The sequence below is a fragment of the Enterobacter cloacae complex sp. SHL021 genome (assembly GCF_049237765.1).
Lineage (GTDB): Bacteria > Pseudomonadota > Gammaproteobacteria > Enterobacterales > Enterobacteriaceae > Enterobacter > Enterobacter cloacae.
Window position 1 is genome coordinate 60,556 of sequence record NZ_JBMKJG010000004.1, and the last position, 25,375, is coordinate 85,930.

Below are 25,375 nucleotides of genomic sequence, written 5' to 3' on the forward strand. Positions count from 1 at the left end.
TCAGCCTTAAACACATATGCGAAACTTACCGCTTCTGAAAAAATGTGGTGGGACCCGCTCAATGTCAGAACCATCTTCGCAGTGCCTGTTTAATGAAGGAATGATCGCTTTTCCTGAGGGCTATCAGGATCGTACCGTCAATGTCTTCGCGCCGCCTGCAGCGGATGCGCCAGCATTCAACATCTCCCGTGATACCCTCAACCCCGGCGAAGCGCTTGCCGCGTATATCGATCGCCAGCTCGCCCTGATGGAAAAACATCTCAAGGGCTGGAAGCAGGGTGAACGCAGTGCCGCAACGCTCGGCGACGGCCTTTTGCAGGGTGAAATTATCCACGCCAGCTATCTGCGCGACGGGAAACGCATCTGGCAGCAGCAGGCCGTGTTTAATGCCGAAGGCGATAACATTCTGGTGTTCACCATGACCTGCACCCGTACGCTGGGCGATACGGACTGCGCGCTGTTCGGCGATCTTCTCAGGAGCTTTCGCTTCCACCATTAACACCAGGGATAGTCGTTATGTTTGAAGCTGCACGCGTTGGTGATGATATCGGCCACTCCGGTGCGCTGGCCGGGATGATTGCCGGAACGATTGTCGGTGGCCTGATTGCCGCCGCCGGGGGCATTCTGGCGGGGGCGATGTTTATTGCCGGTCTCGGCGCATCCTGCCTTGGCGTGGGTGTGCTGCTCGTCGGCGCAAGCCTGGCCGTGGGGTATTACACCGGGGAGCTGGCGACCGCCGCCCGGGACAGTATCGCCGACGCCGGGGCATCCAGTATGACGAAGAAAGGCGTCATCACCTCCGGCTCGCCCAATGTGTTTATCAACAGCAAACCCGCAGCCATCGCGACGGACAGCGCGGTGAAGTGCTCGGACGATGGCTCGCAGCAGATGGCCGAAGGCTCTAAGCGTGTCTCGATTAACAGCCAGCCTGCGTCCCGCATCGGGGATCGCACCACCTGCGACGCGAAGGTGATGACCGGCTCGGACAACGTCTTCATCGGCGGCGATCCCCAGCAAACCCTGCCCATTCAGTCTGAAGTGCCCGAGTGGCTCTATAAAGTCTCCGATCTTACTTTGCTGTTCGCCGGGCTTCTCGGCGGGTGGGGCGGTGCGGCCGGCAAAGTCGGGGCGCTCTCTAAGCTGCTGGGCAAAATCCCTGGGATCAATAAGCTGGCCCGTATCGCCTGCCGCGCCGGCACGCTGATGACCGGCGTAGCGGCCGCGGGGATCATCGCCCGTCCGGTGGATATCGTCAGCGGACAGAAGTTTCTCAGCGGGGATGATGAACTCGATTTCGTTCTGCCGTCGCGCCTGCCGGTGCGCTGGCAGCGCTACTGGCGCAGCGGCAACCCCGGTGACAGCGTGCTGGGCCGCGGCTGGAGCCTGTTCTGGGAAAGCCGCCTGGAGCCCTATCAGGACGGGCTGGTGTGGCGTGCGCCGTCCGGCGATTACGTTGCCTTCCCGAACGTGCCGAAAGGGATGCGCACCTACTGCGAGAGCGAAAAAAACTGGCTTGAACATCACCATGACGACAGCTGGTCGGTGTATGACGTCAGCGGCGAGCGCTGGCACTATGCGCCGCTGCAGGATGACGCACCGTCACTGCTTCAGCGCATCTCAGAACCCTGCGGCAACGATATCCTCTTCGAGTGGAATGCGGATAATACCCTGCATGCCCTGACCGACAGCGCGGGCCAGCGCGTGGTCTGCCGCTACGACCGTGACAGGCTCGCCAGCGCCTGGCTGGATGACGAGATTTGCCTGGTCAGTTACGCTTATGATGAACAGCGCCAGCTGGTCTGTGTGACCGGCCGGGGCGGTAGCGTGCGCCGACGCTTCCGCTGGCAGGACGGGCTGATGAGCGCCCACGAGGACGCCAATGGCCTGCTGAGCGAATACCGCTGGCGGGAGATTGACGGCCTGCCGCGCGTGGTCGGTTTCCGCCACAGCGGCGGCGAACAGCTGACGTTTGAATACGATTTTGAAAACGGCATCCGTCGCGCCATTCGTGATGATAGTGCGCAGGCGCACTGGCTGATTGACGACGACGACAACGTCGCGCGCTTCACGGATTACGACGGTCGACAGACGACGTTTGTCTACCGCGACGGCGAGCTCAGCGATGTCATTCTGCCCGGCGGTGCGATGCGCTGCAGTACCTGGGATAAGTATGGCCGCATGACCAGTGAGACGGACCCGGCAGGCCGTCGCACAGAATATTACTGGTATCGTCTGACCGATCGCATCACCCGGACGGTCTACCCGGACGGTACTTCATCGCAGGCGATGTACGACCTTCGCGGTCGTCTGCTGTCGGAAACGGATCCGGCCGGTAACGCCACCGCGTATCACTATCCCGATGAGGAAGAGAACCTGCCGGAGAGCATCACTGATGCCCTCGGCGGCGTGGTACGTCTGGTCTGGAACATCCAGGGGCTGCTGACGCAGCGCACCGATTGCTCCGGCAGCGTGACCCGTTTCAGTTACGACCGTTTCGGGCAGCTGATTGCCAGCGAGGATGCGGAAGGGAATATCACGCGTCGGGAGTGGAACAACGCCGGGCTGCTGAGTGCCGTGATCCATCCGGACGGCAGCCGCGAGTCGCTGGTGTGGAACGAACGCGGCCAGCTCACGGGCTGGCGCGACCCGCTGGAAAGCGAGGTGCGCTGGGCCTATAACGCGCTCGGCCTCCCGGTCAGCCTTACCGACCGTATTGGCCGCGTGCGCCAGTGGCGCTACGACCCGCGCGGTAACCTGCTGCGACTCGATAACGGCAACGGGGCGGAATACCGCTTCACCTATGACGCCGTGGGCCGCCCGCTCAGCGAAACGCGCCCGGACGAGACCGTGCGCCATATGGAATGGGATGCGCGAGGGTTCCTCTGCGCGCTCGAAGAAAACGGCCGACCTGCCGCCGACGGCGGCATTGCCCGTCGCGTCCAGCAGTTCAGCTATGACGACAGCGGGCTGCTGATCGGGCGAACTCAGCGCCACGCGGAGTACCGCTACGTCCGTGACCTGAGCGGCCAGATCACCCGCATCCGTCGCACCCCAACAGCCGAAGGCGTTGCGCTGGGTATCGAAAGCGATGAGATTGCATACCGCCATGATGCCGCCGGGCGCGTGCTGAGCGAATCCGGCATTAACGGCGCGGTGGGCTATGAATGGGATGCCCTGAGCAACCTGACCGGCCTGACGCTGCCCGGCGAGCAAAAGCTGGCCTGGCTGCACTATGGCTCCGGCCATGTCAGCGCCATCCGCTTCGGGCAGCAGTTGGTGACCGAGTTCACCCGCGACCGCCTGCACAGGGAAATTCGCCGCACCCAGGGCGCGCGCGAGCAGCTCCGCCAGTATGACAGCCTTGGCAGACGTACCCTGCAGCGCAGTGAGCTGAGTACGGAGGTGACCCTGCCGGAGCAGGCGATACTGGAACGTCTGTATCGCTACACCGCACGCGGTGAGCTTTCTGGCGTTAGCGACACCCTGCGCGGTGAGGTGGATTACGGCTACGACGCCGAAGGGCGTCTGCTGAAGCACTACGAGGCCCGACAGGGGCACAGCCGCGCGCAGTTCAGCTATGACGCCGCGGATAACCTCGCCGCCAATGACGATGCGGTACCGGTCACGGATAACCGCCTGCAGCACTGGCAGGCGCTGTTTATGAAATACGACCACTGGGGCAACCTGGTCAGCCGCCGCAACGGACTGTATGAACAGCATTATGCGTATGACGCCGAGAACCGGCTGGTATCCGCCCGCGGAACCGGGCCGGAAGGGCGGTTTGAGGCGCGCTATCACTACGACGCGCTGGGCCGCCGTACCCGCAAAATCGTCACCACCGCGCACGGCACCACCGAAACGCGCTTCCTGTGGCAGGGCTACCGCCTGTTGCAGGAGCAGCAGCAAACCGGGCTGTGCAGTACGTATATTTATGACCCGAATGAAGCCTGGAGCCCGCTGGCGCGGGTGGATCACCTTCGTGACCAGAGCAGCGGTGAGATTTACTGGTTCAACACCGACCTGAACGGCGCGCCGCTGGAAGTGACCGACGAACGTGGTGCGGTACGCTGGAGCGGCCAGTACGGCAGCTTTGGCGAGGTACGCCATCAGAGCGAAGGGTTCTCACGGGTTGTGAATCGCACAGCGATGGCGCATCAACCGCTTCGCTATGCAGGGCAGTACGCTGACGGTGAAACGGGGCTGCACTATAACCTGTTCCGCTACTACGACCCGCAGGTCGGGCGGTTTATTGTGCAGGATCCGATTGGGTTGAATGGCGGGTGGAACCTTTATCAGTATGCGCCGAATCCGTTGGGGTGGATTGATCCGCTGGGTTTAATAAATGAATTTGGAATCGCAGGCTATGGAAGCCCCGTCCATGCAAAAGATGGTTTAACTGCACATGAATTATTACAAAATGCATGGCTAAGAAATAATGGCATAATAAAAGGTAGAATGTCTGGTATCGCAACTACCAACCCAGCGATAGCTTTACAAGAAAATGCTATGCATAAAACTATATCTAAATTACAGGCCAAATATGGATTGCATAATCCTAATGTATTAAAAAACCAGACCGCATTGCAGAATATAAACAGGAATACTGCAATTACTCGAAGGGGTATTTACGAAGACTTGGTGAACAACAGAGGTTGGGAACGTCAAAACGCTAAGAAGTTTGCCACTGAAACGGCAATGAAACTTAGAGAAGAGTCTATTGGGTTTGCAAGAAAAAATGGGTTAACAAAATGTTAAAATCTAATCTGATCGCTAAAATAAGTACCCTCCCTGATGGTGATATCATTGGGCGGATTGGTGGAAATATCCCTGAATTCTTTTTAGATAAACTTGATGATATTCAGGGTTATAAGTTTTATTTGACAGTTCAGAATCCTGATGATGGACATGAGTATATTACGATACTTACTCCTGAAGGATATGATGATATGATTGATAACAATATATACCCTAATTGTTCCGTAAAAGTTATTACGCATACTTTTTCTGATGAAAGCAATAATGATGCATTTACGATAAAACACATTAATAAGGCAGCTATTGTTGGGTATGATAAAGTTGAAAGTGAAGAGTTTGATTTTATCACTAAAACTGAAGAAGCAAGGTTAATACAATCGGAAGACTATTATTTTGATTCATTGCAAAAGGATGGTTATAAATTCTTCATGCAAATAGATGAAGATTATTATCCAGATGCATTGCTTGATGGTGATTACATCTTTGGTTACGGTGCTTTGTATTTGTATAAAAAAATATCCGGCGGAAATATTATAGCTGGTTTTTGGCAGTACTCGTAAAGACAAGTGATTAATATAAGCCGGATTAATATTAATTATTCCGGCTTATATAATATAGATGATGTTTTTATGCGGAATGAATTTTTTCTTGATTTTTTACTTACGTCTATAAAATTTCTCTAATTAATAATGGTGTTATTGTCAGGCGTCAGGAAAAGAAATTTTATATAATTTAATAATACTTACGCGCCCGTGTTTAAAATTCTAACTCCGCCAAAATGTTAATGTTTAAAGCTACATAGTTTCAATTGGTTAAGAATGTAATTCGATATGCACAACAGAGTATTGTTGATATGAATATAAAGTCAATAGAAACAAAATATGATATGATTTACGGTCGTGATGCTTTAATAGTATCTAGCACCGAGCTAAAACTTTACCTCTTTATTTTTTTGGTAAATGCTTCTTTAAGTTTATCTTTTTGTAAGCCAAGTATAAAAGATGCTCCTGATGTTCGTATTGAGTTTTTATTCAGTAACGTCGAAATGATGCCTGTATATAAAATAGATGATTATCCTTATGATGGGAATTTAAAGTCGAGCTTTGATTTAATCTAAACTGAAAGAGAAGATGATCTGCAAAGAGTAGTGCTAAGCACATACGACCACGTTTTTGATATTATTGCAAAATGTGAGGTTAATTATCTTTAGATAAAGTCGCGGGGTATATCGTACTCACCCCGTTTAGTAAAATGAGTACAAAAGGTATACAGTTAGAATTAAAGAAATTCAATTAAATTAATATGGCTTCATAAATATATTTTGAAATACAGGGTGTTAAATATGTATTGGTTAAGAATTGCTTCTGATTATCCCGATAGTTATTGGTTTGAATACCAGCACCCTGACATATCTGGAACTACTTTTTCTCAATGTAAATCAATTGAAACTTACGAGGGGCATTTTTTTTCATTAAAATCTAAGGTGAGTGAGAAGGTATTGCTTGCATATGATTTTTATTATAGTGATGGGCCTATATTCATATCATCCAGACTAGCAGCACTAATTTCTTGTTACGATGTTTTTCGGACTGATGTTCAACTTATTGACGCAACTGTATCTGTAAATGAAACCCAACATCAAGGGTATAAAATAATTAATATACTAAGAGAGGTTTCATGCATCGATATGGAAGCTTCAGAAAGCCAACCTATATTAAGTTATTTACCTAATGGTCCAAGGAAGTTTAGTAAAATAGTCTTCAAAGAAAAGGTTGTTGAAGATTTTAGTATGGCAAGATGTAGTGAATATAAATCTTGCATAATTATTTCTAATGAATTTAAAGAGTTCCTTTCTAAGAATAATGTGAAAGGAATAGATTTTGCTGACCCTATTTATTAATGTGAGTGTGTTTTAAATTAGCCAAAATGATCCGGGGGGTAATTTTCCCGGATTATAAAAACCATTTAAATTCCAATTGAATGGAATATATGTTCTTCTCATTAACTACTTGCTTTGCAAAGTATAAAAGATAAGTCTCAAGAATTGTGCGTATGAGTCGGTTAGAATACAGAAAAAATTATGGTTTAGATGACTTAATATATAAATTTATGGGTGGGTATACATTAGATGATTTTTGTGTGTATACAAGAGAATATGAAGCATCTGCGAAAGAAGAGCTTGTTTGTTATTTAGAGAGCTATCCTGTCATTAGTGATGATGATGAGGAAGTATATCCTGATTTTGTTGTCGAAAATTCGCTAGAGCTGTTTTTCTATGGAGAGCAATTTATAGATGTATTACATAATATCTCTATCCAAAGAGAAAAACCATCTGTAGAGGATTTCATATCAGGTTTAAATTTTTATCTCGAGAACGATAACTTCATAGAGCTTTGATTTAAAGAGCGAGAGAGTAATTAAAAATTGATTTTCTTAGCTTGTTTGAAGGTAGTACATACTGAGAATGTTATTTTAAATTGATTGGTTATTACTGAGGGCTATATTTATGGATGCGTCTGAGACCATTGTGAATGAGATTGAAAAAGCATTAAAACAACTTATTGTTATTTGCAATAAATACTCGCTGTCAGGGAGTTTCAGCAACGTCAATGATCTGGACAATGCCTTCCCGCCCAACTTACCTCGTTCGACAGAGGTGGAATTTTTATATGAAAATTATAATCCTGAAAAGTTAAAGATTGAAACAGGCTTCACGCCAATTAAACTTCACTCGGTAAGTGAGCTCTTGAAGGCTCAAAATGGTTATGAGTACTTACCTAACAATTACCTTGTTATTGGTGATGATTTAGGTGGAGGTAAACCTATAATTGCGGTTGTCGATGAAGGGAATACCCCTGTTTATGCAAGTTATGATGTAATTGAACCATTTAAAATAGCTGACAGTCTCTGTGGATTTATATTTTCATTAGCTGAACTCATTGATTTGGTATATGGTCAATACGATATCTTTGATATAGCAGATGATAATGATGAAGTAAAACATGGTTTTATTAATGAGTTGCGGGAAAGAATTGTGCCTCTTATCGGTAATGAAAATTTCAATGCATTTTATAATTATTTTTATGGATAAATTATTTTCTTTCAAAGTAAACCAGTACGGCGTAAATATTATTTTTTAGCGAGGTGATGTTCTCTATGATTTTTACAGGCCTTTTAAGCAAGATTTAAAAGAGTTACGTTGTATCTTTTTTCAAGTAGAATTAATCTAATGCATGAAAGGAGATGGATTATATGCAGACTACGCGAGTAATGGGCGAAGGATATGAACCTAACGTTGAGAAGTTAGGTGACAAACTGATTTATTCATTACCTGTTGAATCGGGATTTGTCAGCTTTTATTTTGAGTTTGATATTCTTCAGACCGATCTTGACGTCCTGCTGTCCGATAATTACCGGCGGGCCGTCCTGGAAGTGACCGCACACACTTTGCTTCAGCACTCGACGTTGAAGGGACATAAACGATTTACTCAGAACGATTTTGATAACCTTATTGCCACGACCCTTCATGCATCGCAAGAGCATCTTAGCTCATTCATTTCTCAGATTAATCGGGAGCACAATATTTCGGTTGAACATTATGTGAATGACATAGTGAATACACGCATAACCAAAGGATGAATATACCGATCCCAGATAAGGTCAACATTCATCTAAAATCACGCTGTATCTACAAATCTATTCAACCTCGTGCTACCCGAAGAGGCCAAATCGATATCGTGATAACCCACGAATGCGACGAGGTGCGCTGAAGCGGGCAGTTCGACAGCTTTGGCGAGGTACGTCATCAGAGCGAAGGGTTCTCACGGGTTGTGAATCGCATGGCGATGGCGCATCAACCGCTTCGCTATGCCGGGCAGTACGCTGACGGTGAAACGGGACTGCACTATAACCTGTTCCGCTACTACGACCCGCAGGTCGGGCGGTTTATTGTGCAGGATCCGATAGGGTTGAATGGCGGGTGGAACCTTTATCAGTATGCGCCGAATCCGCTATCTTGGATCGATCCGTGGGGCTTAAGCGGGGAAGATATATTTATCCATTATACGGATAAGGCTGGCTTAGAACGCATAATGAATACCGGAGTTATTGAACCTAACTCAAAAGGTAAGGTTTATGTTACTGATATATTAATGTCACCTCAGGATGCAATGAGAGATATTTTCATTAACGATCCATTACATACAGGACGTGGCGACTATTCAATTATATTTAAAGCTGATAATTCTCAAATGGGTAACATTATCCAGAGTTCCGAATTAGAATACATTCATTCCGGCCGGTTGAAATTAGGTGAGGTACTACATGCAGGTAAAAATCCTTATGATATTGTATCCCATTTACCTTATGAGCAACGACTGAAGATGAATCAGGAGCAAATAAAGTCCAGAGGAGGTAGGTGTGGCTGATAACCAAGAAAAATCTTTGACTTTAAGTCAAAGTGAGGTAGTCGCCTTGAAAAAAGCGATAATGTATTTGAAATTTTCTTGTGAGGAAACCGAATCTGTAATGTATGCAGGTAGTCCTCTGATTAACTCTATTTTTTCTAAACTAATAAAAATTGATGATTTAGGGCAGCAATCTATTGATTTTTATAATAAAGGCCATGCTGAGAACGAAAGATTTGTTTTGGCTAAATTAGATAAATTAGAACTTGAAAATGGTCGAGAATTTCAAAGTGAAGTGAAGGAAAATTCTTTTAGAGAATGCCTTTTTCCCTTCTCAAGAAAGTAACTTCTGTATTGTAAATGGCCGGTTGGAAAATAATCCTACCGGCTCTTCTTTTAATTCGTAGATACTTAATGTTCCATTAGAGTGCAAAAATTGCTGCACTTCGTTGTGTCTTTCCCGTATTAAGGTTCTATAAGTCAATTCGAAAAATATCAGGGGGTTAAGTTCGAGTCTCTTGAAACAAAGAAAATATCCAACTCATTGAATACAAAATGAAATAGGGGGGTAATGTCACTTAAATTGGATTTTTATGAAGGCGATGAAGGTGTTTCAGTCGATTTAGTATTATCGGCATTTGGTCCTTCTCTCATCCAGTGCATAAACCGTGAATTTGATTCGGTCGATGAAAAAATGAAAAAAGACATCGATTTTATTATTAAGAATCAGAAATATTTTTTCGAGAAAGTCGCAACTGAAACCCAGATATATAGCAAGCGTATATATGGTGCGGAGGCAAACGACTTGATTTTGCTGAAAGTTTATCTTTCTCCAGATGAGGACAATGAATTTGGGTTCATGTTCTCGACCGATTTAGATCAGGAACATGGCGTTGGCATCAAATTTAAAGGGCTTGAAGTGAAGAAAATTATTAGTAGCGAAACAGCATTTTTATAAAATTTAATTATGTCTATCCAATCGGATAGACCACATTACTGTGGCAGTGCTACTGCCTGCTACAGGAGTAGCAGGAACGGGCTTTATATCATGAATATTTACGACCCAAATAAAGCCTTTAGCACATCGCATAATGATCCTCCTGATCAATCCCCCCCCAAATGCACTCACCGGCACGACAAAATGTTTTCAAGATTCTTAGCCAACGTCCTGATCGAACAGGATGCGGCTTTAAAAGCTGCATTGCCGGGTGGCGGCTACGCCTTACCTGCGAAAACCAATCATCAATTGCCATCATCAAACAAACCCGCCTCGACACTCACCGTAGGCCCGTGCAAGCGTAGCGCCGCCGGGCACAGCCACGCCTCCGATTAAGCAGATTGCTGCCGCCATTCCCTGACATAGTCAATCAGGGCGCGTAGCTTTGGCGCAATATTGCGACGCTGAGGGAAGTACAGATAAAAGCCAGGAAAATGGGGAAGAAAATCATCAAGCAATGATACAAGCTGACCTCCTTCAATATACGGCCTGAATGTTTCCTGAGTGGCAAGCGTTATGCCGCCACCGGCAAGTGCCAGCCTCAGCATCAGACGCAGATCGTTAGTTGTAATCTGCGGTTCAATCGACAGGTCGAACGCTTTTCCGTTCTCTTCAAATGGCCAGCGATAAGGCGCAACATCCGGGGCTGGTCGCCAGCCAATGCATCGATGATGCATCAGCTCACGCGGGTGAATGGGTATGCCGTTGGCTGAGAGATAGGAGGGAGAGGCAACCACCATTTCACGTTGCTTTCCGGTAAGCGGAATAGCAATCATATCTTTTTCAATGACTTCTCCGAGCCTCACGCCAGCATCGTAACCTGCTGCCACGATATCAAACTCCTCATCCGTGACAACAATATCAAGCGTCACCGCTGGGTTCGCAGCCGCAAACGAGGCGATTAGCGGACCCGAAAGAAATTCTTCCGCAATCGAGGTCACTGCGATCCTGAGAAGGCCACGTGGCATATCGTCAGAAGCCATATCATCGAATGCGGCTTCAATACCGGCTACCGGTAATGACAGAGATTTATGCAGCCGTTCTCCCGCTTCCGTTAAATTCACTGAGCGTGTCGTGCGCATGACCAGCATTGTCCCAAAGGCATCCTCAAGCCGTCGTATTCCCTGACTGACCGCCGAACGGGTAACGCCCAGCCGTGCCGCGGCCTTACTGAAACTATGCTCTTCTGCCACCGCGATGAAAACGGGTAAAAGGTTAAGATCTATCTTCATTGTTTAACGCTGCTAACCAGTGAGTCCAGTAAAAGCAGGATACTGGAACTAATCATCAAGTTCTATTATCTCTTCGAACCCAACTGAAGGAGAGCATCATGGATAAAGTGATAGTAATCACCGGCGCATCAAGTGGTATTGGAGAAGGCATTGCCAGAGAGCTGGGAACGGCAGGCGCGAAGGTTTTACTGGGAGCACGCAGAGTGGAGCGTACCGAGGCGATTGCCGCTGAAATTTGCAGTGCGGGTGGTATCGCGAAAGCCCAGCAGCTGGATGTCACAAACCGACAGTCTATGGCTGGCTTCGTACAAGCCGCGCTGGATAACTGGGGCCGTGTTGATGTTCTTATCAACAATGCGGGCGTTATGCCGCTTTCACCGCTTTCGGCTGGCAAACAGGATGAATGGGAACGCATCATTGACGTTAATATCAAGGGCGTGCTGTGGGGTATTGGCGCTGTGCTTCCGCTGATGGAAGCGCAGGGATCAGGTCAGATAATAAACATCGGCTCTATTGGTGCACTTTCCGTTGTGCCAACGGCGGCAGTGTATTGTGCCTCTAAATTCGCGGTACGGGCTATTTCAGATGGTTTACGACAGGAAAGCTCTAAAATTCGCGTTACGTGCGTTAATCCTGGCGTAGTGGAAAGTGAACTGGCATCAACCATTACCCATGCAGAAACCATGGCGGCGATGAATGTTTACCGCGCTGTTGCACTTCAACCTGCTGACATTGCCCGTGCCGTAAGGCATATCATTGAGGCACCGGAAAGCGTTGATACAACAGAAATCACCATCAGACCAACTGCATCTGCAAACTGAAGCACAACGCGGATCATTACATTCATTTTTATCTAAAAATATATTATCCGGTAATGCATGCCTGGCTGATAGCGTTTGCAATTGTTTTAGGTCTATTTATCAGTCAGGCTTTTTCCACCGGTGTAAATATCAGGACGCGTAATAGTCCATGCATAGTTTTCTCTGTTTACCGGCTCGTAGCCAAACTTTTCATAAAGCCAGGGCGCTGTGGTTGTAAATAACATCACCCTGCGGAGCCGATCAAAAATGGGGTGACTATGTATGCATTCCATAACCCATCTTCCGAGCCCTTCACCCTGGTATTCTTCAAGCACATAAACATCGCAAAGGTAGGCGAAGGTAGCGTAATCTGTTATCAGGCGAGCAAAACCAATCTGATTTTCTTTATGGTAGACGCCGAAGTTAAGGCTGTTTTCGACTGACGCAGAGACAATATCCAGAGGAATGCCTTTTGCCCAGGTCGATCTCGTTAAATATCGATGGATGGCCTGTACATCCAGTTTTTCTCTGTCTGTACTCACCAGGTAGTTATTCTTACTCCATTCATATTTCTCTGAAATATTCACTTTTGTCCTGCCCGTAAGTGAGTGGGGAAATCTACCTTATCATTCGCTATCGAAATTGTAATGCCTGAATCGTCCGGGATTATCAGCCGCTACCTGGCTCAGTGCGCCGGGATATAAGGCTCTTTCACAAACTCCGCCAGCAGCCAGACCATATCGTGCAGCAGCCCGGTCAGGTCTTTTGCCACGTCCGCAGGCAGCGTACCGCCCCTTACCGCACGCGTAAGTGCCAGCGCATAATCCACCTGCAACGTCGTCTCCTGCCAGCAGTCCGGCACACAGGAAACGATCTTTTCCCCCGCAATCAGTTGCTCAACCAGATGCGAGGGGAGTTCTGCATCGCAACGTTCACGCAGGCGTTTCAGTACCGCCAGCAGACGCTCGCAAAGGATGGCATGGGTAAAGGCATCGTCGGTTTCAACCAGCACGCTGACACAGGCGGCGCAGCTGTCTGCCAGTTCGAACAGATCCGCAGAATCGGGAAGGGGCAGATGAGTAAGGTGATACACCGCGCTTTCTTCAGCGAGCGAGTAAGAAAATCCAGGGAGAGTCGTCATTGGGCATCCTCTTCAGGTAAAAATGTCGCGTCATGCTTGTGGGTTCCTGGCCCCGGTTGCGGATGTGCCGCAACGCAGGCACTTTACGGCGGCAAAAAAAGGAAGGAAAGGGATGCCCATGAATTACATAAGGTTGCTTGCAGGTTTGCGAGGCGGCTTCCAGAAGGGAATTGCCGGATGGCGGTTACGCCGTATCCGACCTACAAAAACCACCAACCAAACCGGCCTCTACTCCTCGCTTATCATCGTCAAGAACCGCTTCACCGTCCGCGAGCGTTCAAAGCGCCGCCAGCAGAGCGCGATATCGGTATAAAGCTCCGGTGAGCTCAGCGCGTGGTAGGTGACATTCGGCGGAGAGATGGCCGCCATCGATTTCGGCACCAGCGCGAAGCCGCCGCCTGCAGAGACCATGCTCAGGGAGGACGAGAGCTGAGACGACTGCAGCGCGTGCTGTACGTCTATTCCGGCCCGTTCGCAACAGCTGTAAACCCGGTCGAACAGGCCGGGCGCGACCTCCTGCGGGAACAACACCACTGGCGTATCCCGGAGCTGCTCCAGCGCCAGATCGCCGCTTGTTGCGAGCGGATGGTCGCGATGCAGTGCCACCACCATCGGCTCCCGGTCGAGGATTTTTAACTCGAATGCCTTGCTGCTCTCGCACGGCAGCCGCACGAAGGCGATATCCAGTTCCCCCTCCGCCAGCATCGCCGTCAGCGAAGACATATTGGCCTCCACCTGGTGTACCTGCACCGCCATGTTCTGTACCTGAAACTGACGAATGAGCGCGAAAATTTTGGGATGAAAAGCATCTGAACTGGTGATGCCAATCGACAGGTTGCCGTTCAGACCGCGCGCGATGCCGCGGGCTTTCTCCAGCGCGGCGTCGCTCAGCGCCAGGATCTTACAGGCATCCTCGTAGAAGGCTTCTCCCGCTTCGGTTAGCTCCACACCTCTCGTCAGACGCCTGAACAGCGGCGTGCCCACTTCCTCTTCGAGCCGTTTGATCTGCTGACTCAGAGGAGGCTGTGAAATACCCAGCGCTTTGGCCGCCCTGGTGAAGTGTCGCTCGCGTGCAACCGCGACAAAATACCGCAGATAACGAAGTTCCATATCAAAAACGTCTCAAACCAGCATGGATTCTATATTGGAACTCTCTGCTGAATCGGGTCAACATTTATTTAACCTTTATAAATAAAGTTGAAGAGGACGAGCATGATGATGCACTCATCTGCCTGCGACTGTGAGGCGAGCTTATGCGAGACCCTGCGCGGGTTCTCCGCTAAACATCCTGACAGCGTGATCTATCAGACATCGCTAATGAGCGCCCTGCTAAGCGGTGTCTACGAGGGGGACACCACCATCGCCGATCTGCTGGCACATGGTGATTTTGGTCTGGGCACCTTCAACGAGCTGGACGGCGAAATGATTGCCTTCAGCAGCCAGGTGTACCAGCTGCGCGCCGACGGCAGCGCACGCGCCGCGAAGCCAGAGCAGAAAACGCCGTTCGCGGTGATGACCTGGTTCCAGCCGCAGTACCGCAAAACCTTTGATGCGCCGGTCAGCCGTCAGCAGATCCACGACGTGATCGACCAGCAAATTCCCTCGGATAACCTGTTCTGCGCGCTGCGCATCGACGGTAACTTCCGCCACGCCCACACCCGTACCGTACCGCGTCAGACGCCGCCATACCGCGCGATGACCGACGTGCTGGACGACCAGCCGGTGTTCCGCTTTAACCAGCGCGAAGGGGTGCTGGTTGGGTTCCGCACGCCGCAGCATATGCAGGGCATCAACGTGGCCGGCTATCACGAACATTTCATTACCGACGACCGTCAGGGCGGGGGACATCTGCTGGATTACCAGCTGGAGAGCGGCGTGCTCACCTTTGGCGAAATACACAAGCTAATGATTGATCTGCCCGCCGACAGCGCGTTTTTACAGGCCAACCTTCACCCCAGCAATCTTGATGCAGCGATCCGTTCCGTCGAAAACTAACAGGAGAACTACCGTGAACAGTGAGAAACAGTCACGTCAGTGGGCGCACGGCGCCGATATGGTTGTCGGCCAGCTGGAAGCGCAGGGCGTGAAGCAGGTGTTCGGGATCCCGGGGGCGAAAATCGACAAAGTCTTTGACTCCCTGCTGGATTCGTCCATCGAAATCATCCCGGTACGCCACGAGGCGAATGCGGCGTTCATGGCGGCGGCGGTAGGGCGTCTAACCGGCAAGGCAGGGGTGGCGCTGGTTACCTCCGGGCCGGGCTGTTCGAACCTGATCACCGGCATTGCCACCGCCAACAGCGAAGGCGACCCGGTGGTGGCGCTGGGCGGAGCGGTGAAGCGGGCGGATAAAGCCAAACTGGTGCACCAGAGCATGGACACGGTTGCCATGTTCAGCCCGGTCACCAAATACGCAGTGGAAGTCAGCTCTCCGGATGCGATTGCTGAGGTGGTATCGAACGCGTTTCGTGCCGCCGAGCACGGCAGGCCGGGGGGCGCGTTCGTCAGCCTGCCGCAGGATATTATTGACCAGCCCGCCACGGGCGCGATTTTACCGGCCAGCGGGCCGGCGCTGATGGGCCCGGCTCCCGAATCGGCCATTAACGATGTGGCGAAGCTCATCGACAAAGCCAAAAACCCGGTGATCCTGCTGGGGCTGATGGCGAGCCAGCCTGCCAACAGCGCGGCGCTGCGTAAGCTGCTGGAGAAAAGCCGTATTCCGGTCACCAGCACCTATCAGGCCGCCGGGGCGGTGAACCAGGAGCACTTCACCCGCTTTGCCGGACGCGTCGGTCTGTTCAATAACCAGGCGGGCGACAGGCTGCTGCATCTGGCGGATCTGATTATCTGCATCGGCTACAGCCCGGTGGAGTATGAGCCTTCCATGTGGAACAGCGGCGACGCCACGCTGGTGCACATTGACGTGCTGCCGGCCTATGAAGAACGCAATTATGTACCGGATCTGGAGCTGGTGGGGGATATCGCCGAAACGCTGAACCTGCTCGCTAACCGGATCGATCACAAGCTGGAGCTGAGCCAGCGTGCGTCAGAGATCCTGGTCGATCGCCAGCATCAGCGCGATCTGCTCGATCGCCGCGGTGCCTCGCTCAACCAGTTTGCCCTGCATCCGCTGCGTATCGTGCGGGCCATGCAGGACATCGTGAATAACGACGTGACCCTGACCGTCGACATGGGCAGCTTCCACATCTGGATCGCCCGCTACCTCTACAGCTTCCGGGCGCGTCAGGTGATGATCTCCAACGGTCAGCAGACCATGGGCGTTGCGCTGCCGTGGGCTATTGGCGCGTGGCTGGTCAACCCCGGGCGCAAAGTGGTCTCGGTGTCCGGCGACGGCGGCTTCCTGCAGTCAAGCATGGAGCTGGAAACCGCCGTGCGTCTTAACGCCAACGTTCTGCACATCATTTGGGTGGATAACGGCTACAACATGGTCGCCATTCAGGAAGAGAAAAAATACCAGCGCCTTTCCGGCGTGGAGTTCGGCCCGGTCGATTTCAAAGCCTATGCCGATGCCTTTGGCGCCAGGGGCTTTGCCGTGGAGAGCGCCGATGCCCTTGAACCGACGCTGCGTGCGGCGATGGATGTGAATGGCCCGGCCGTGGTGGCCATTCCCGTTGACTACAGCGATAACCCGCTGCTGATGGGCCAGCTCCATCTCAGCCAGATTTTGTGACTCACTATAAGGACAGAGAAATGCAAAAAGTTGCTCTCGTAACCGGCTCAGGCCAGGGGATTGGTAAAGCGATTGCGCTGCGCCTGGTGAAAGATGGCTTTGCTGTCGCTATCGCCGACTATAACGATGAGACGGCGCGAGCCGTTGCCGATGAAATCATCCGTAACGGCGGTAATGCCATCGCCGTGAAGGTGGATGTCTCTGACCGCGACCAGGTGTTTGCGGCGGTTGAGAAAGCCCGCACCGCGCTGGGCGGTTTCAACGTGATTGTGAATAATGCCGGGATTGCGCCGTCTACGCCCATCGAATCCATCACGCCGGAGATTGTCGACAAGGTCTACAACATCAACGTCAAAGGGGTGATCTGGGGCATGCAGGCCGCGATTGACGCGTTTCGCAAAGAGGGACACGGCGGCAAGATCATCAATGCCTGCTCCCAGGCGGGCCATACCGGTAACCCCGAACTGGCGGTATACAGCTCCAGTAAATTCGCGGTTCGTGGCTTAACCCAGACCGCAGCACGGGATCTCGCGCCGCTGGGGATCACCGTTAACGCCTACTGCCCGGGCATCGTGAAAACGCCAATGTGGGCGGAGATTGACCGTCAGGTGTCTGAGGCGGCAGGTAAACCGCTTGGCTATGGCACCGAAACCTTTGCCAAACGTATTACGCTTGGCCGCCTGTCCGAACCGGAAGATGTCGCCGCCTGCGTTTCGTATCTCGCCGGGCCAGATTCCGACTACATGACCGGCCAGTCTCTGTTAATCGATGGTGGGATGGTGTTCAACTAAAAACGTAATACTAATAAGCTCTGACATGAGTTTTCCCCTGCCCCCGTGCAGGGGCTTTTTTTTGTCTCCTCCGCCATTGTGCATTACACTGCGCGCTGCAAAACTTTAGTCATGACGATTTGACAGGCGGTAACAGCGATGAACGGTACAATCACAACGTGGTTTAAAGATAAAGGCTTTGGATTTATCAAAGATGAAAACGGTGACAACCGCTATTTTCATGTGATTAAGGTCGCCAACCCTGATCTGATCAAGAAAGATGCGGCGGTGACTTTTGAGCCAACCACCAATAACAAAGGCCTTTCCGCCTATGCGGTGAAGGTGATCCCGGAAAGTAAATACCTCTATATTGCAGGCGAGCGCGTGAAGCTCACCTCCATCAAATCCTTCGTGGTGTTTAGCGAAGAAGAGCCTGCGGATACGGGCATCGACAAAGAGAACGCGGTGCTGTCTGTCGGGCTGCTGATGAATAACATCAAACCGAAAACCGACAAAAAGCCGGGCGAAATGCGCACGGTGAAGAAGCTGGCGATCACCACCTTCCAGAACACCACGCTGATCTTTACCGAAGATGAAATCGATATCGACGCTACGGTTAAGCTGCTGAAGTAATTTGTTGCCGGGTGGCGTTTCCGTCTAACCCGGCCTGTAAATCCTCCCTTCTCGCCCGCTTTTTAACCTGCTATAACAAACTCCTTACCTTTCAGGGAGTCATCGCCGTGCCCGAAATCAATCAACATGGTCAAACCGTTAACGATATCGTCCCGGACTGGAAATGCGCCCGGGTCTTAACCCGCACCCAGCCTGAAAGCGTGGAAGCCACCGTGCACTGGGTGCTCGGCAAGATAATGGATGACGATCTGGTTCCGTTTGCGGTAATCGATTTACGCACTGAAAAAGCTGTAGGGCTGGTGAGCTACATGGCGATTGAGCGGTTTCAGGACTCGGTGGAGATCGGCCGCGTCACCTGGTCGCACAGGATGAAAGTCACCCGCATCGGCACCGAAGCGGTGTGGCTGGTGTTGAAAAATGCCTTTGATCACAAGTACCGTCGGCTGGAGTGGAAGTGCGATTCGATGAACACCACCTCACGTAGTGCGGCGGAGCGGCTGGGGTTTGTCTGGGAAGGGTGCCTGCGTCAGAAACTGGTGCGTAAAGGGCGTAACCGCGACAGCGATATGCTTTCAATTATTGACGGCGAATGGCCGCAAAGGGATGCGGAGCTGCGCGCCTGGCTGGCGGCGGAGAATTTTGACGGGGAAGGGCGGCAGATTAAGCGGTTAGAGTCGTTTCGCTAGCTACATGCACGCATTCTAGTTCTTGAGGACTTGTTTTCATTTTAGTTTCTGGCAGGGAATCCTTTCTCCTTTGAAACGCTGACAAGAAGGTATGTCTCAGGATTTTTCTGCACTTCTCTAGGTTTCCATGGAGTATGTTCATTATCCTTGAGATTGTTTGTGCGTTATAACAACTCTGAATGATATTTTGAGGCAATATATCACATTCATGATGAAACTGATTGTGATAAATTTACCGTGTAAATATTATTCTATATTGTTATTGTTTTAGACAAACTATTAAATGGTTATTTAATAATCTCGATCAAGATTTATCATCATATTAGCTAGTACTGTCACGAGACTCGATTTTTAGTCAATATTCTGAATGAGAAGGAGTGATAAATGGCTTGGACTGGATTTGGTGGTGGTTGGTCTAATGGTGTTCATAGTGGCGGTGATGATTCAGGTAGTATTGGAGGGGGAGGTATTCAACTCGATGGAAAAGGTAATCCAGTAAATACAAGAGCGCCAAATGCAAATGATATTGTCTCGCAATTTAATAGCTATGGAGGGACACAGATCACTTCTAGTCAAGTATCAAATATAAGAAGTGATGGGTATGGAGGGTATGCTGCTGATATTGCTGGACAGACGCATACGGTTTCATCAGAAACAGGCTCAGAAACCTCAAATACAGTTTCTGGATTTACAGGTGTATCTACAAGTTCAAATGGAAATGCTAATGGTTGGAATAATGTTACATATCAGATTCAACAGGGGAGGATCCCTTCCGATTTTTCACTGAAACATGGTAAGGTCGGTATCATAGTGGATGAAAAATTCATAGAGATTCCTTCTTTAACTTCGGCATACAATCAAGGTAAGGCGCAAAGAAAATCTGCAGATGAAAAGAAGGTATTAGAAAAAACAAGTGAAATTATTGTCGGCTCAGGGGAAAAGATTAGTCATAAACTTAATGTGCATTTTGCTACAATATCGAAAGAACTTGCAGATGAAATTAAGCGTTTTCAGGGAAAGAAAATCAGAAAATCAGCTGATGCTATGAAAACCATTAATAAGATTATAAATGACCCCAACCCACGAATGAAACTCAGTAATGCCGACAAGGCTAGCGTGATCAAAGCATTAAAGTCATTTAATCTAAACACCTTCGCCAGTAATTTTAAAAACCTTGGGACGTCCTTTAAAGTTGCGGATATTGTAATGAAAGGTCAGACTATAATTGATAAAACGATTATAGGTTTTGAAACCGGAAACTGGTCTCCTCTTATGCTGGAGATTGAAACTATGGCTATTGGCAGCGTATTTAGCAGCGCTACTATAGGAATAGTTGGTGCTATAATCACAGCATATCTGGCACCCTCATCCTTGTTAGCATCGGCATTAACTATTGCTGCCGTTATTGCATTTAGTATTTTAGCATCTTACATAGATACAAGTTTAATAGAAAAAATTAATACTTATTTAGTTCCGAGGACGGGGACAAAAATTCCTTCAAAGCTTCCCGCTAACGATATTAGTAGGCATTTAAATAGTAAGTAAAATCTATAAATAATTATATGTCCGTCATATTTAGAATGACGGACGGTTACATTATCGATCAAAAACGGTATCAATCCGTTTTGATAAAAGGAAATAGGGTATTAACACTATAACATCGAAACTTAATGATACTAATATACCAATCTCTTTTAGTTCAAGTTGTATGTCAAGCATTAACCATGAATAAAATATTAAAGGAGCATTTGTTGCTATATTTACAAGGTAATATAATATCATTATGTATTTGGTTTTTTTTAGTTTTTTGAAAAATGAAAAAGTGGCAGTGTACAGTGTTAATAAATATACAAAAGAACCTGTTAATATTATTATCGCGAGCCAGCTTGAAACTGGTTCGTTATGATAAAATTTAGAAATAAATAATGCTATAATCCCCAGAGCATTTAATGACCCCGACACGCAAGATATAACAAGCCCCGCAGCAGGGAAGTACAAAAAACCATTTATTTTTTTATTTTCAGTCATGAGTTACCCTAACTAAAGTTATAGACATTCTTAAATTATCATTTCAGCCTTCAGTTGGGATAGTAAACCACCGCACATAAGGATGTAAATCAGAAATATTTTTTGGATAACTGGTTACGTTAAATTATCTAACTAATGGCGTTGTGGTCTCTTTTCAAATTTGTGAATGTTTTGCATTTGTGAGTTTAAATCCATACCAAATTGTAATGACTGTGGAATGGTGTTTGGTCGGGTATTCGGCGAATGTAAATATTTAAGAAAAGATCCAAAAGGAAATTTACTTCGCATTCTTTAGAGAATTTATATCGAGGAAGTAATTTGAATGTTCCGTCATGAAACGTTAAATTTTTCAAGGAGTTTGCACCCATAAACATATGGTTTGTATAATAACCTGGTTCGTTATGACCTTAATGAGAAACTTTTTAAAGTAACCCCTCTTGTGAGGGGCTCGATCTATCATCGGCGAACCGGCGCTCCGTTCGCCACGTAATACGCCGCCGTACTCTTCGCCAGCGGCTCACGCCCGCGAATGGCATCAGCAATTTTCTCACCGATCATAATTGTGGTGGCGTTCAGGTTGCCGGTGATGATCTGCGGCATGATCGACGCATCCACCACGCGTAACCCTTCGAGCCCGTGAACGCGGCCTTCGCCATCGACTACCGCCATCTCGTCATAGCCCATTTTGCAGCTTCCACACGGGTGGAAGGCGGTTTCGGCGTGGTTGCGCACAAACTCGTCCAGCTGTTCGTCGGTCTGGCACTCAACCCCCGGGCTGATTTCGCGGCCACGGTATTTGTCCAGCGCGGGCTGATGCATGATTTCGCGGGTGATGCGGATCGCATCGCGGAATTCCTGCCAGTCCTGCTCGTGGGACATATAGTTGAACAGGATTGCCGGATGCTGGTGCGGATCGCGCGATTTAATACGCACGTGCCCACGGCTTGGTGAGCGCATCGACCCAACGTGACACTGGAAGCCGTGCTCTTTCACCGCGTTGGAGCCGTTGTAGTTAATCGCCACCGGCAGGAAGTGATACTGAATGTTCGGCCACTCGAACTCCTCGCGGCTGCGGATAAACCCACCCGCCTCGAAGTGGTTGCTCGCCCCCACGCCGGTGCCGCCAAACAGCCACTCGGCGCCAATCTTCGGCTGGTTCCACCACTGCAGGGCAGGGTAGAGGGAGACCGGCTCTTTGCATTCGTACTGGAGATACATCTCCAGGTGATCCTGCAGGTTTTCGCCCACGCCGGGCAGGTCATGCACCAGCGGAATATCAAACTGCTTCAGCAGTTCCGCGTTGCCCACGCCGGAGCGTTGCAGGATCTGCGGAGAGGCAATCGCCCCGGCGCACAGCAGCACCTCTTTGTTTGCCGATGCTTTGGACGGGATGGTGCTTTCGCCTTCCAGCCACTCGACGCCCACGGCGCGCTTGCCGTCAAAGAGAATGCGATCGGTCATGGCATGGGTGCGGATGGTCAGGTTCGGGCGCTGCTTCGCCTGGTCCAGATAGCCGCGCGCGGTGCTGGCGCGTCGGCCCTGCGGTGTGACCGTTCTGTCCATCGGGCCGAAGCCTTCCTGCTGGTAGCCGTTGAGATCGTCCGTGCGCGGGTAGCCCGCCTGTACGCCCGCTTCCACCATTGCCTCAAACAGCGGGTTCACGCCCGGTTTGGAGGTGGTGACGCTCACCGGGCCGTCGCCGCCGTGGTAGTCGTTCGGACCCACGTCGCGAGTTTCAGCCTTACGGTAGTAGGGCAGGCAGTTGAGGTAGCTCCAGTGCTCCAGACCCGGCTCTTTCGCCCAGTTGTCCAGATCCATCGCGTTGCCGCGCACGTAGCACATGCCGTTGATGAGCGACGACCCGCCAAGCCCTTTACCGCGTCCGCATTCCATGCGGCGGTTATTCATATAGGGCTCTGGCTCGGTTTCGTACGCCCAGTTGTAGCGCTTGCCCTGCAGCGGGAATGCCAGTGCGGCAGGCATCTGGGTGCGGAAGTCAAAGCGGTAATCCGGGCCGCCCGCTTCAAGCAGCAGAACGGTGGTATCCGGATCTTCAGTCAGTCGTGTTGCCAGAACGTTGCCGGCAGAGCCGGCACCAATAATGATGTAGTCAAATTGCAAAAAAACCTCCCGGTTAAAATATGGACTGGAATTTACCCATCTCAACCTGGATGGACTTCACCTGGGTGTAACTCTGGAGCGTCATCACGCCGTTTTCACGGCCGATACCGGAGTGTTTGTAGCCGCCAACCGGCATCTCTGCCGGGGATTCACCCCAGGTGTTGATCCAGCAAATACCCGCCTCAAGCTGATTAATCGCGCGATGGGCCCGGTTCAGATCGGCCGTCACGATGCCTGCCGCCAGCCCGTAGTCGGTATCGTTGGCGCGGCGGAGAGCTTCTTCTTCAGATTCATAGGTGAGGATGGACATCACCGGCCCGAAGATCTCTTCGCGCACAATGGTCATCTCGTCGGTGCAGTCGGTGAACACGGTCGGAGCGACCCACGCGCCGTTGTCAAAGCCTTCGCCCTTCAGCACGTCGCCGCCGCACAGCACGCGCGCACCTTCCTCTTTGCCTTTGGCGATATAGCGCAGCACATTGTCGCGGTGCGGGAAGCTGACCAGCGGGCCAAAGTTGGTGTTTTCATCGAACAGATCGCCCGCGCGGATGCGGCCCACGCGCTCAACAATTTTCTGCTCAAACGCGGCCTTGAACTTCGCGGGTACGAACACGCGGGTGCCGTTGGTGCAGACCTGGCCGGAGCTGAAGAAGTTGGCCATCATCGCGATGTCGGCAGCGAGATCGAGATCCGCATCGTCAAACACAATCAGCGGGGATTTGCCGCCCAGCTCCATCGTCACCTCTTTCAGGGACGAGGCCGCCGAGTTCGCCATCACCTTTTTGCCGCTGGCGACGCCACCGGTGAAGGAGACTTTCGCGATGCCCGGGTGTTCGGTCAGGTACTGGCCGGTCTCCGCGCCTACGCCCGGCAGAACGTTAAACACGCCGTCCGGCAGGCCCGCTTCGGTGTAGATTTCCGCAAGCTTCAGGGCGGTGAGGGGGGTGACTTCGCTCGGCTTGAAGATCATCGCGTTGCCCGCCGCCAGCGCCGGGGCGGATTTCCACAGGGCGATCTGGATCGGGTAGTTCCACGCGCCAATACCCGCCACCACGCCCAGCGGCTCGCGACGGGTGTAGACGAAAGAGGTATCGCGCAGTGGGATCTGGCTGCCTTCCAGCGCCGGGATCAGCCCCGCGTAGTACTCCAGCACGTCCGCACCGGTGACGATATCCACGGTTGAGGTTTCCGAATACGCTTTACCGGTGTCGAGGGTTTCCAGCTTCGCCAGTTCGTCGTTCCGCTCGCGCAGGATATCGACGGCGCGACGCAGAATGCGCGAGCGCTCCATGGCGGTCATTGCCGCCCAGATTTTTTGCCCTTGCCGGGCACTCTGGACGGCGCGATCGACATCTTCGCGCCCGGCGGCCTGTACGGTCGCCAGAACGTCGCCGTTAGCCGGGTTAATGGTCTCGAAGGTGCGACCGCTGGTGGCGGATGTATAACCACCATTGATATAAAGCTGCTGTTCTGCCATTCGGGACATAAATTCTCCTCGGTTATTCGGTCGGTAAATGCTGGCTGATAAAGTGGCTGGTGAGCGACTGGGCTACGTTTTTATCCAGTGGTTTGCCGCTTAGCGCGGCGCGCAGCCACAACCCGTCGATCAGCGCTGCAAGCCCGTAGCCCGCCTCCTGCGCCTGTTCACGCGGCAGTTCGCGGCGGAATTCGTACACCAGGTTTGAAAGCAAACGGCGGCTGCTTACCTGTTGCAACCGGTAGAGCATCGGCTGATGCATGCTGCTCGCCCAGAAGGCCAGCCAGGCTTTCATTGCCGCGCTGCTGATCTGGGTTTCATCAAAGTTGCCGCCGACAATCGCCTGCAATCGTTGCTCTGCGCTGCCATCCGGCAGGGCATGCAGGCGGCTCAGAACCGCGTCGCGCAGCTGGCCGGTGATGTCGCGCATGGTCGCTTCCAGCAGGCCATTTTTATCTTTGAAGTAGTGACTGATGATCCCGGTTGAGACTCCCGCCCGACGGGCGATCTGCGCGATGGTTGCGTCATGCATTCCCACTTCATTTATTGCTTCCAGCGTGGCGTTGATCAGTTGCCTGCGCCGGATCGGCTGCATCCCCACTTTGGGCATTTTTGCCACTCCATTCATCAGCGTTGGTTAA

Annotated in this window: 26 protein-coding genes and 1 pseudogene; 19 read left to right on the plus strand and 8 right to left on the minus strand. The window is 50.7% G+C overall.

Annotated features, from left to right (window positions below; all coding sequences use genetic code 11):
* The first annotated feature begins 61 nt into the window (after positions 1-61).
* From ACOTZF_RS05080 to ACOTZF_RS05135, 12 genes and pseudogenes are all read left to right on the plus strand, one after another.
* Positions 62-499, plus strand: coding sequence for a DcrB-related protein (locus ACOTZF_RS05080; RefSeq protein ID WP_129251548.1), 438 nt, complete (start codon positions 62-64; stop codon positions 497-499).
* Between the two features lie 17 nt (positions 500-516).
* Entirely contained in the window at positions 517-4,755 is a 4,239-nt protein-coding gene (locus ACOTZF_RS05085) for an RHS repeat-associated core domain-containing protein (RefSeq protein ID WP_348563259.1), read from the plus strand.
* Positions 4,749-5,315, plus strand: coding sequence for a hypothetical protein (locus tag ACOTZF_RS05090; protein ID WP_038981060.1), 567 nt, complete (start codon positions 4,749-4,751; stop codon positions 5,313-5,315). Before ACOTZF_RS05085 ends, ACOTZF_RS05090 begins: the two co-directional genes overlap by 7 nt.
* A gap of 293 nt (positions 5,316-5,608) precedes the next feature.
* A complete protein-coding gene (locus ACOTZF_RS05095; RefSeq protein WP_228486069.1) occupies positions 5,609-5,872 on the plus strand; it encodes a hypothetical protein in 264 nt (87 codons plus the stop codon).
* A gap of 225 nt (positions 5,873-6,097) precedes the next feature.
* A complete protein-coding gene (locus ACOTZF_RS05100; RefSeq protein ID WP_129251547.1) occupies positions 6,098-6,655 on the plus strand; it encodes an imm11 family protein in 558 nt (185 codons plus the stop codon).
* Positions 6,656-6,807: 152 nt separating this feature from the next.
* Positions 6,808-7,152 carry a DUF7716 domain-containing protein gene (locus ACOTZF_RS05105; protein WP_038981059.1) on the plus strand — a complete coding sequence of 115 codons (345 nt, stop codon included), beginning with the start codon at positions 6,808-6,810 and terminating at the stop codon, positions 7,150-7,152.
* Positions 7,153-7,261: 109 nt separating this feature from the next.
* Positions 7,262-7,846 carry a hypothetical protein gene (locus ACOTZF_RS05110; protein WP_052250602.1) on the plus strand — a complete coding sequence of 195 codons (585 nt, stop codon included), beginning with the start codon at positions 7,262-7,264 and terminating at the stop codon, positions 7,844-7,846.
* A 161-nt stretch (positions 7,847-8,007) separates the two neighbouring features.
* Positions 8,008-8,394, plus strand: coding sequence for a hypothetical protein (locus ACOTZF_RS05115; RefSeq protein WP_038981057.1), 387 nt, complete (start codon positions 8,008-8,010; stop codon positions 8,392-8,394).
* A gap of 131 nt (positions 8,395-8,525) precedes the next feature.
* Positions 8,526-9,182: pseudogene (locus ACOTZF_RS05120) on the plus strand (RHS repeat-associated core domain-containing protein); the annotation flags it as partial.
* Positions 9,175-9,507 (plus strand): hypothetical protein, encoded by a 333-nt coding sequence (locus ACOTZF_RS05125; protein WP_038981053.1) that lies wholly within the window; start codon positions 9,175-9,177, stop codon positions 9,505-9,507. The pseudogene ACOTZF_RS05120 and the gene ACOTZF_RS05125, both read left to right, overlap by 8 nt.
* Positions 9,508-9,732: 225 nt before the next feature.
* Positions 9,733-10,119, plus strand: coding sequence for a hypothetical protein (locus ACOTZF_RS05130; protein WP_038981052.1), 387 nt, complete (start codon positions 9,733-9,735; stop codon positions 10,117-10,119).
* A gap of 90 nt (positions 10,120-10,209) precedes the next feature.
* A complete protein-coding gene (locus tag ACOTZF_RS05135) occupies positions 10,210-10,494 on the plus strand; it encodes a hypothetical protein (protein ID WP_129251545.1) in 285 nt (94 codons plus the stop codon).
* On the opposite strand, the gene ACOTZF_RS05140 is transcribed toward ACOTZF_RS05135, so the two are convergent.
* Positions 10,491-11,390: a LysR family transcriptional regulator gene (locus ACOTZF_RS05140; RefSeq protein WP_129251544.1), complete on the minus strand. Its 900-nt coding sequence runs from the start codon at positions 11,388-11,390 to the stop codon at positions 10,491-10,493. The two genes, ACOTZF_RS05135 and ACOTZF_RS05140, sit on opposite strands and share 4 nt — an antisense overlap.
* Before the next feature lie 98 nt (positions 11,391-11,488).
* On the opposite strand from ACOTZF_RS05140, the gene ACOTZF_RS05145 reads away from it, so the two are divergent.
* Positions 11,489-12,211: an SDR family oxidoreductase gene (locus ACOTZF_RS05145; protein WP_129251543.1), complete on the plus strand. Its 723-nt coding sequence runs from the start codon at positions 11,489-11,491 to the stop codon at positions 12,209-12,211.
* A gap of 92 nt (positions 12,212-12,303) precedes the next feature.
* Here ACOTZF_RS05145 and ACOTZF_RS05150 read toward each other — a convergent pair whose 3' ends face one another.
* The 3 genes from ACOTZF_RS05150 to ACOTZF_RS05160 form a co-directional block, all read right to left on the minus strand.
* On the minus strand, positions 12,304-12,777 hold the full coding sequence (locus ACOTZF_RS05150; protein ID WP_029883730.1) for a GNAT family N-acetyltransferase: 474 nt from the start codon (positions 12,775-12,777) through the stop codon (positions 12,304-12,306).
* A gap of 98 nt (positions 12,778-12,875) precedes the next feature.
* Positions 12,876-13,331: a hypothetical protein gene (locus ACOTZF_RS05155; protein ID WP_129251542.1), complete on the minus strand. Its 456-nt coding sequence runs from the start codon at positions 13,329-13,331 to the stop codon at positions 12,876-12,878.
* A gap of 228 nt (positions 13,332-13,559) precedes the next feature.
* Positions 13,560-14,441, minus strand: coding sequence for a LysR family transcriptional regulator (locus ACOTZF_RS05160; RefSeq protein ID WP_020684590.1), 882 nt, complete (start codon positions 14,439-14,441; stop codon positions 13,560-13,562).
* A 105-nt stretch (positions 14,442-14,546) separates the two neighbouring features.
* On the opposite strand from ACOTZF_RS05160, the gene budA reads away from it, so the two are divergent.
* The 6 genes from budA (at position 14,547) to ACOTZF_RS05190 (ending at position 20,653) form a co-directional block, all read left to right on the plus strand.
* A complete protein-coding gene (gene budA, locus ACOTZF_RS05165; RefSeq protein ID WP_014831009.1) occupies positions 14,547-15,326 on the plus strand; it encodes an acetolactate decarboxylase in 780 nt (259 codons plus the stop codon).
* The gene (gene alsS / locus ACOTZF_RS05170) at positions 15,298-17,019 is read left to right on the plus strand and encodes an acetolactate synthase AlsS (protein ID WP_414650489.1); all 1,722 of its coding nucleotides are present in this window, start codon (positions 15,298-15,300) and stop codon (positions 17,017-17,019) included. The genes budA and alsS overlap by 29 nt, the downstream gene beginning before the upstream one ends.
* A 20-nt stretch (positions 17,020-17,039) precedes the next feature.
* Positions 17,040-17,810 (plus strand): (S)-acetoin forming diacetyl reductase, encoded by a 771-nt coding sequence (locus ACOTZF_RS05175; protein ID WP_013097651.1) that lies wholly within the window; start codon positions 17,040-17,042, stop codon positions 17,808-17,810.
* A 138-nt stretch (positions 17,811-17,948) separates the two neighbouring features.
* Positions 17,949-18,422: a cold-shock protein gene (locus ACOTZF_RS05180; RefSeq protein ID WP_013097650.1), complete on the plus strand. Its 474-nt coding sequence runs from the start codon at positions 17,949-17,951 to the stop codon at positions 18,420-18,422.
* 107 nt (positions 18,423-18,529) lie between these two features.
* Positions 18,530-19,108, plus strand: coding sequence for a GNAT family N-acetyltransferase (locus ACOTZF_RS05185; RefSeq protein ID WP_129251539.1), 579 nt, complete (start codon positions 18,530-18,532; stop codon positions 19,106-19,108).
* A 384-nt stretch (positions 19,109-19,492) separates the two neighbouring features.
* Positions 19,493-20,653 carry a colicin-like pore-forming protein gene (locus ACOTZF_RS05190; protein ID WP_164989331.1) on the plus strand — a complete coding sequence of 387 codons (1,161 nt, stop codon included), beginning with the start codon at positions 19,493-19,495 and terminating at the stop codon, positions 20,651-20,653.
* A gap of 51 nt (positions 20,654-20,704) precedes the next feature.
* Here ACOTZF_RS05190 and ACOTZF_RS05195 read toward each other — a convergent pair whose 3' ends face one another.
* The 4 genes from ACOTZF_RS05195 to betI all read right to left on the minus strand — a co-directional run bounded on the left by ACOTZF_RS05195 (position 20,705) and on the right by betI (position 25,344).
* Positions 20,705-21,136, minus strand: a complete 432-nt coding sequence (locus ACOTZF_RS05195) for a DUF2569 family protein (protein WP_129251537.1) — start codon at positions 21,134-21,136, stop codon at positions 20,705-20,707.
* Between the two features lie 456 nt (positions 21,137-21,592).
* Positions 21,593-23,257 (minus strand): choline dehydrogenase, encoded by a 1,665-nt coding sequence (gene betA / locus ACOTZF_RS05200; protein WP_038418873.1) that lies wholly within the window; start codon positions 23,255-23,257, stop codon positions 21,593-21,595.
* A gap of 13 nt (positions 23,258-23,270) precedes the next feature.
* Positions 23,271-24,743: a betaine-aldehyde dehydrogenase gene (gene betB / locus ACOTZF_RS05205; RefSeq protein ID WP_058651703.1), complete on the minus strand. Its 1,473-nt coding sequence runs from the start codon at positions 24,741-24,743 to the stop codon at positions 23,271-23,273.
* Positions 24,744-24,756: 13 nt separating this feature from the next.
* Positions 24,757-25,344 (minus strand): transcriptional regulator BetI, encoded by a 588-nt coding sequence (gene betI, locus ACOTZF_RS05210; protein ID WP_013097647.1) that lies wholly within the window; start codon positions 25,342-25,344, stop codon positions 24,757-24,759.
* Between the last annotated feature and the right edge of the window lie 31 nt (positions 25,345-25,375).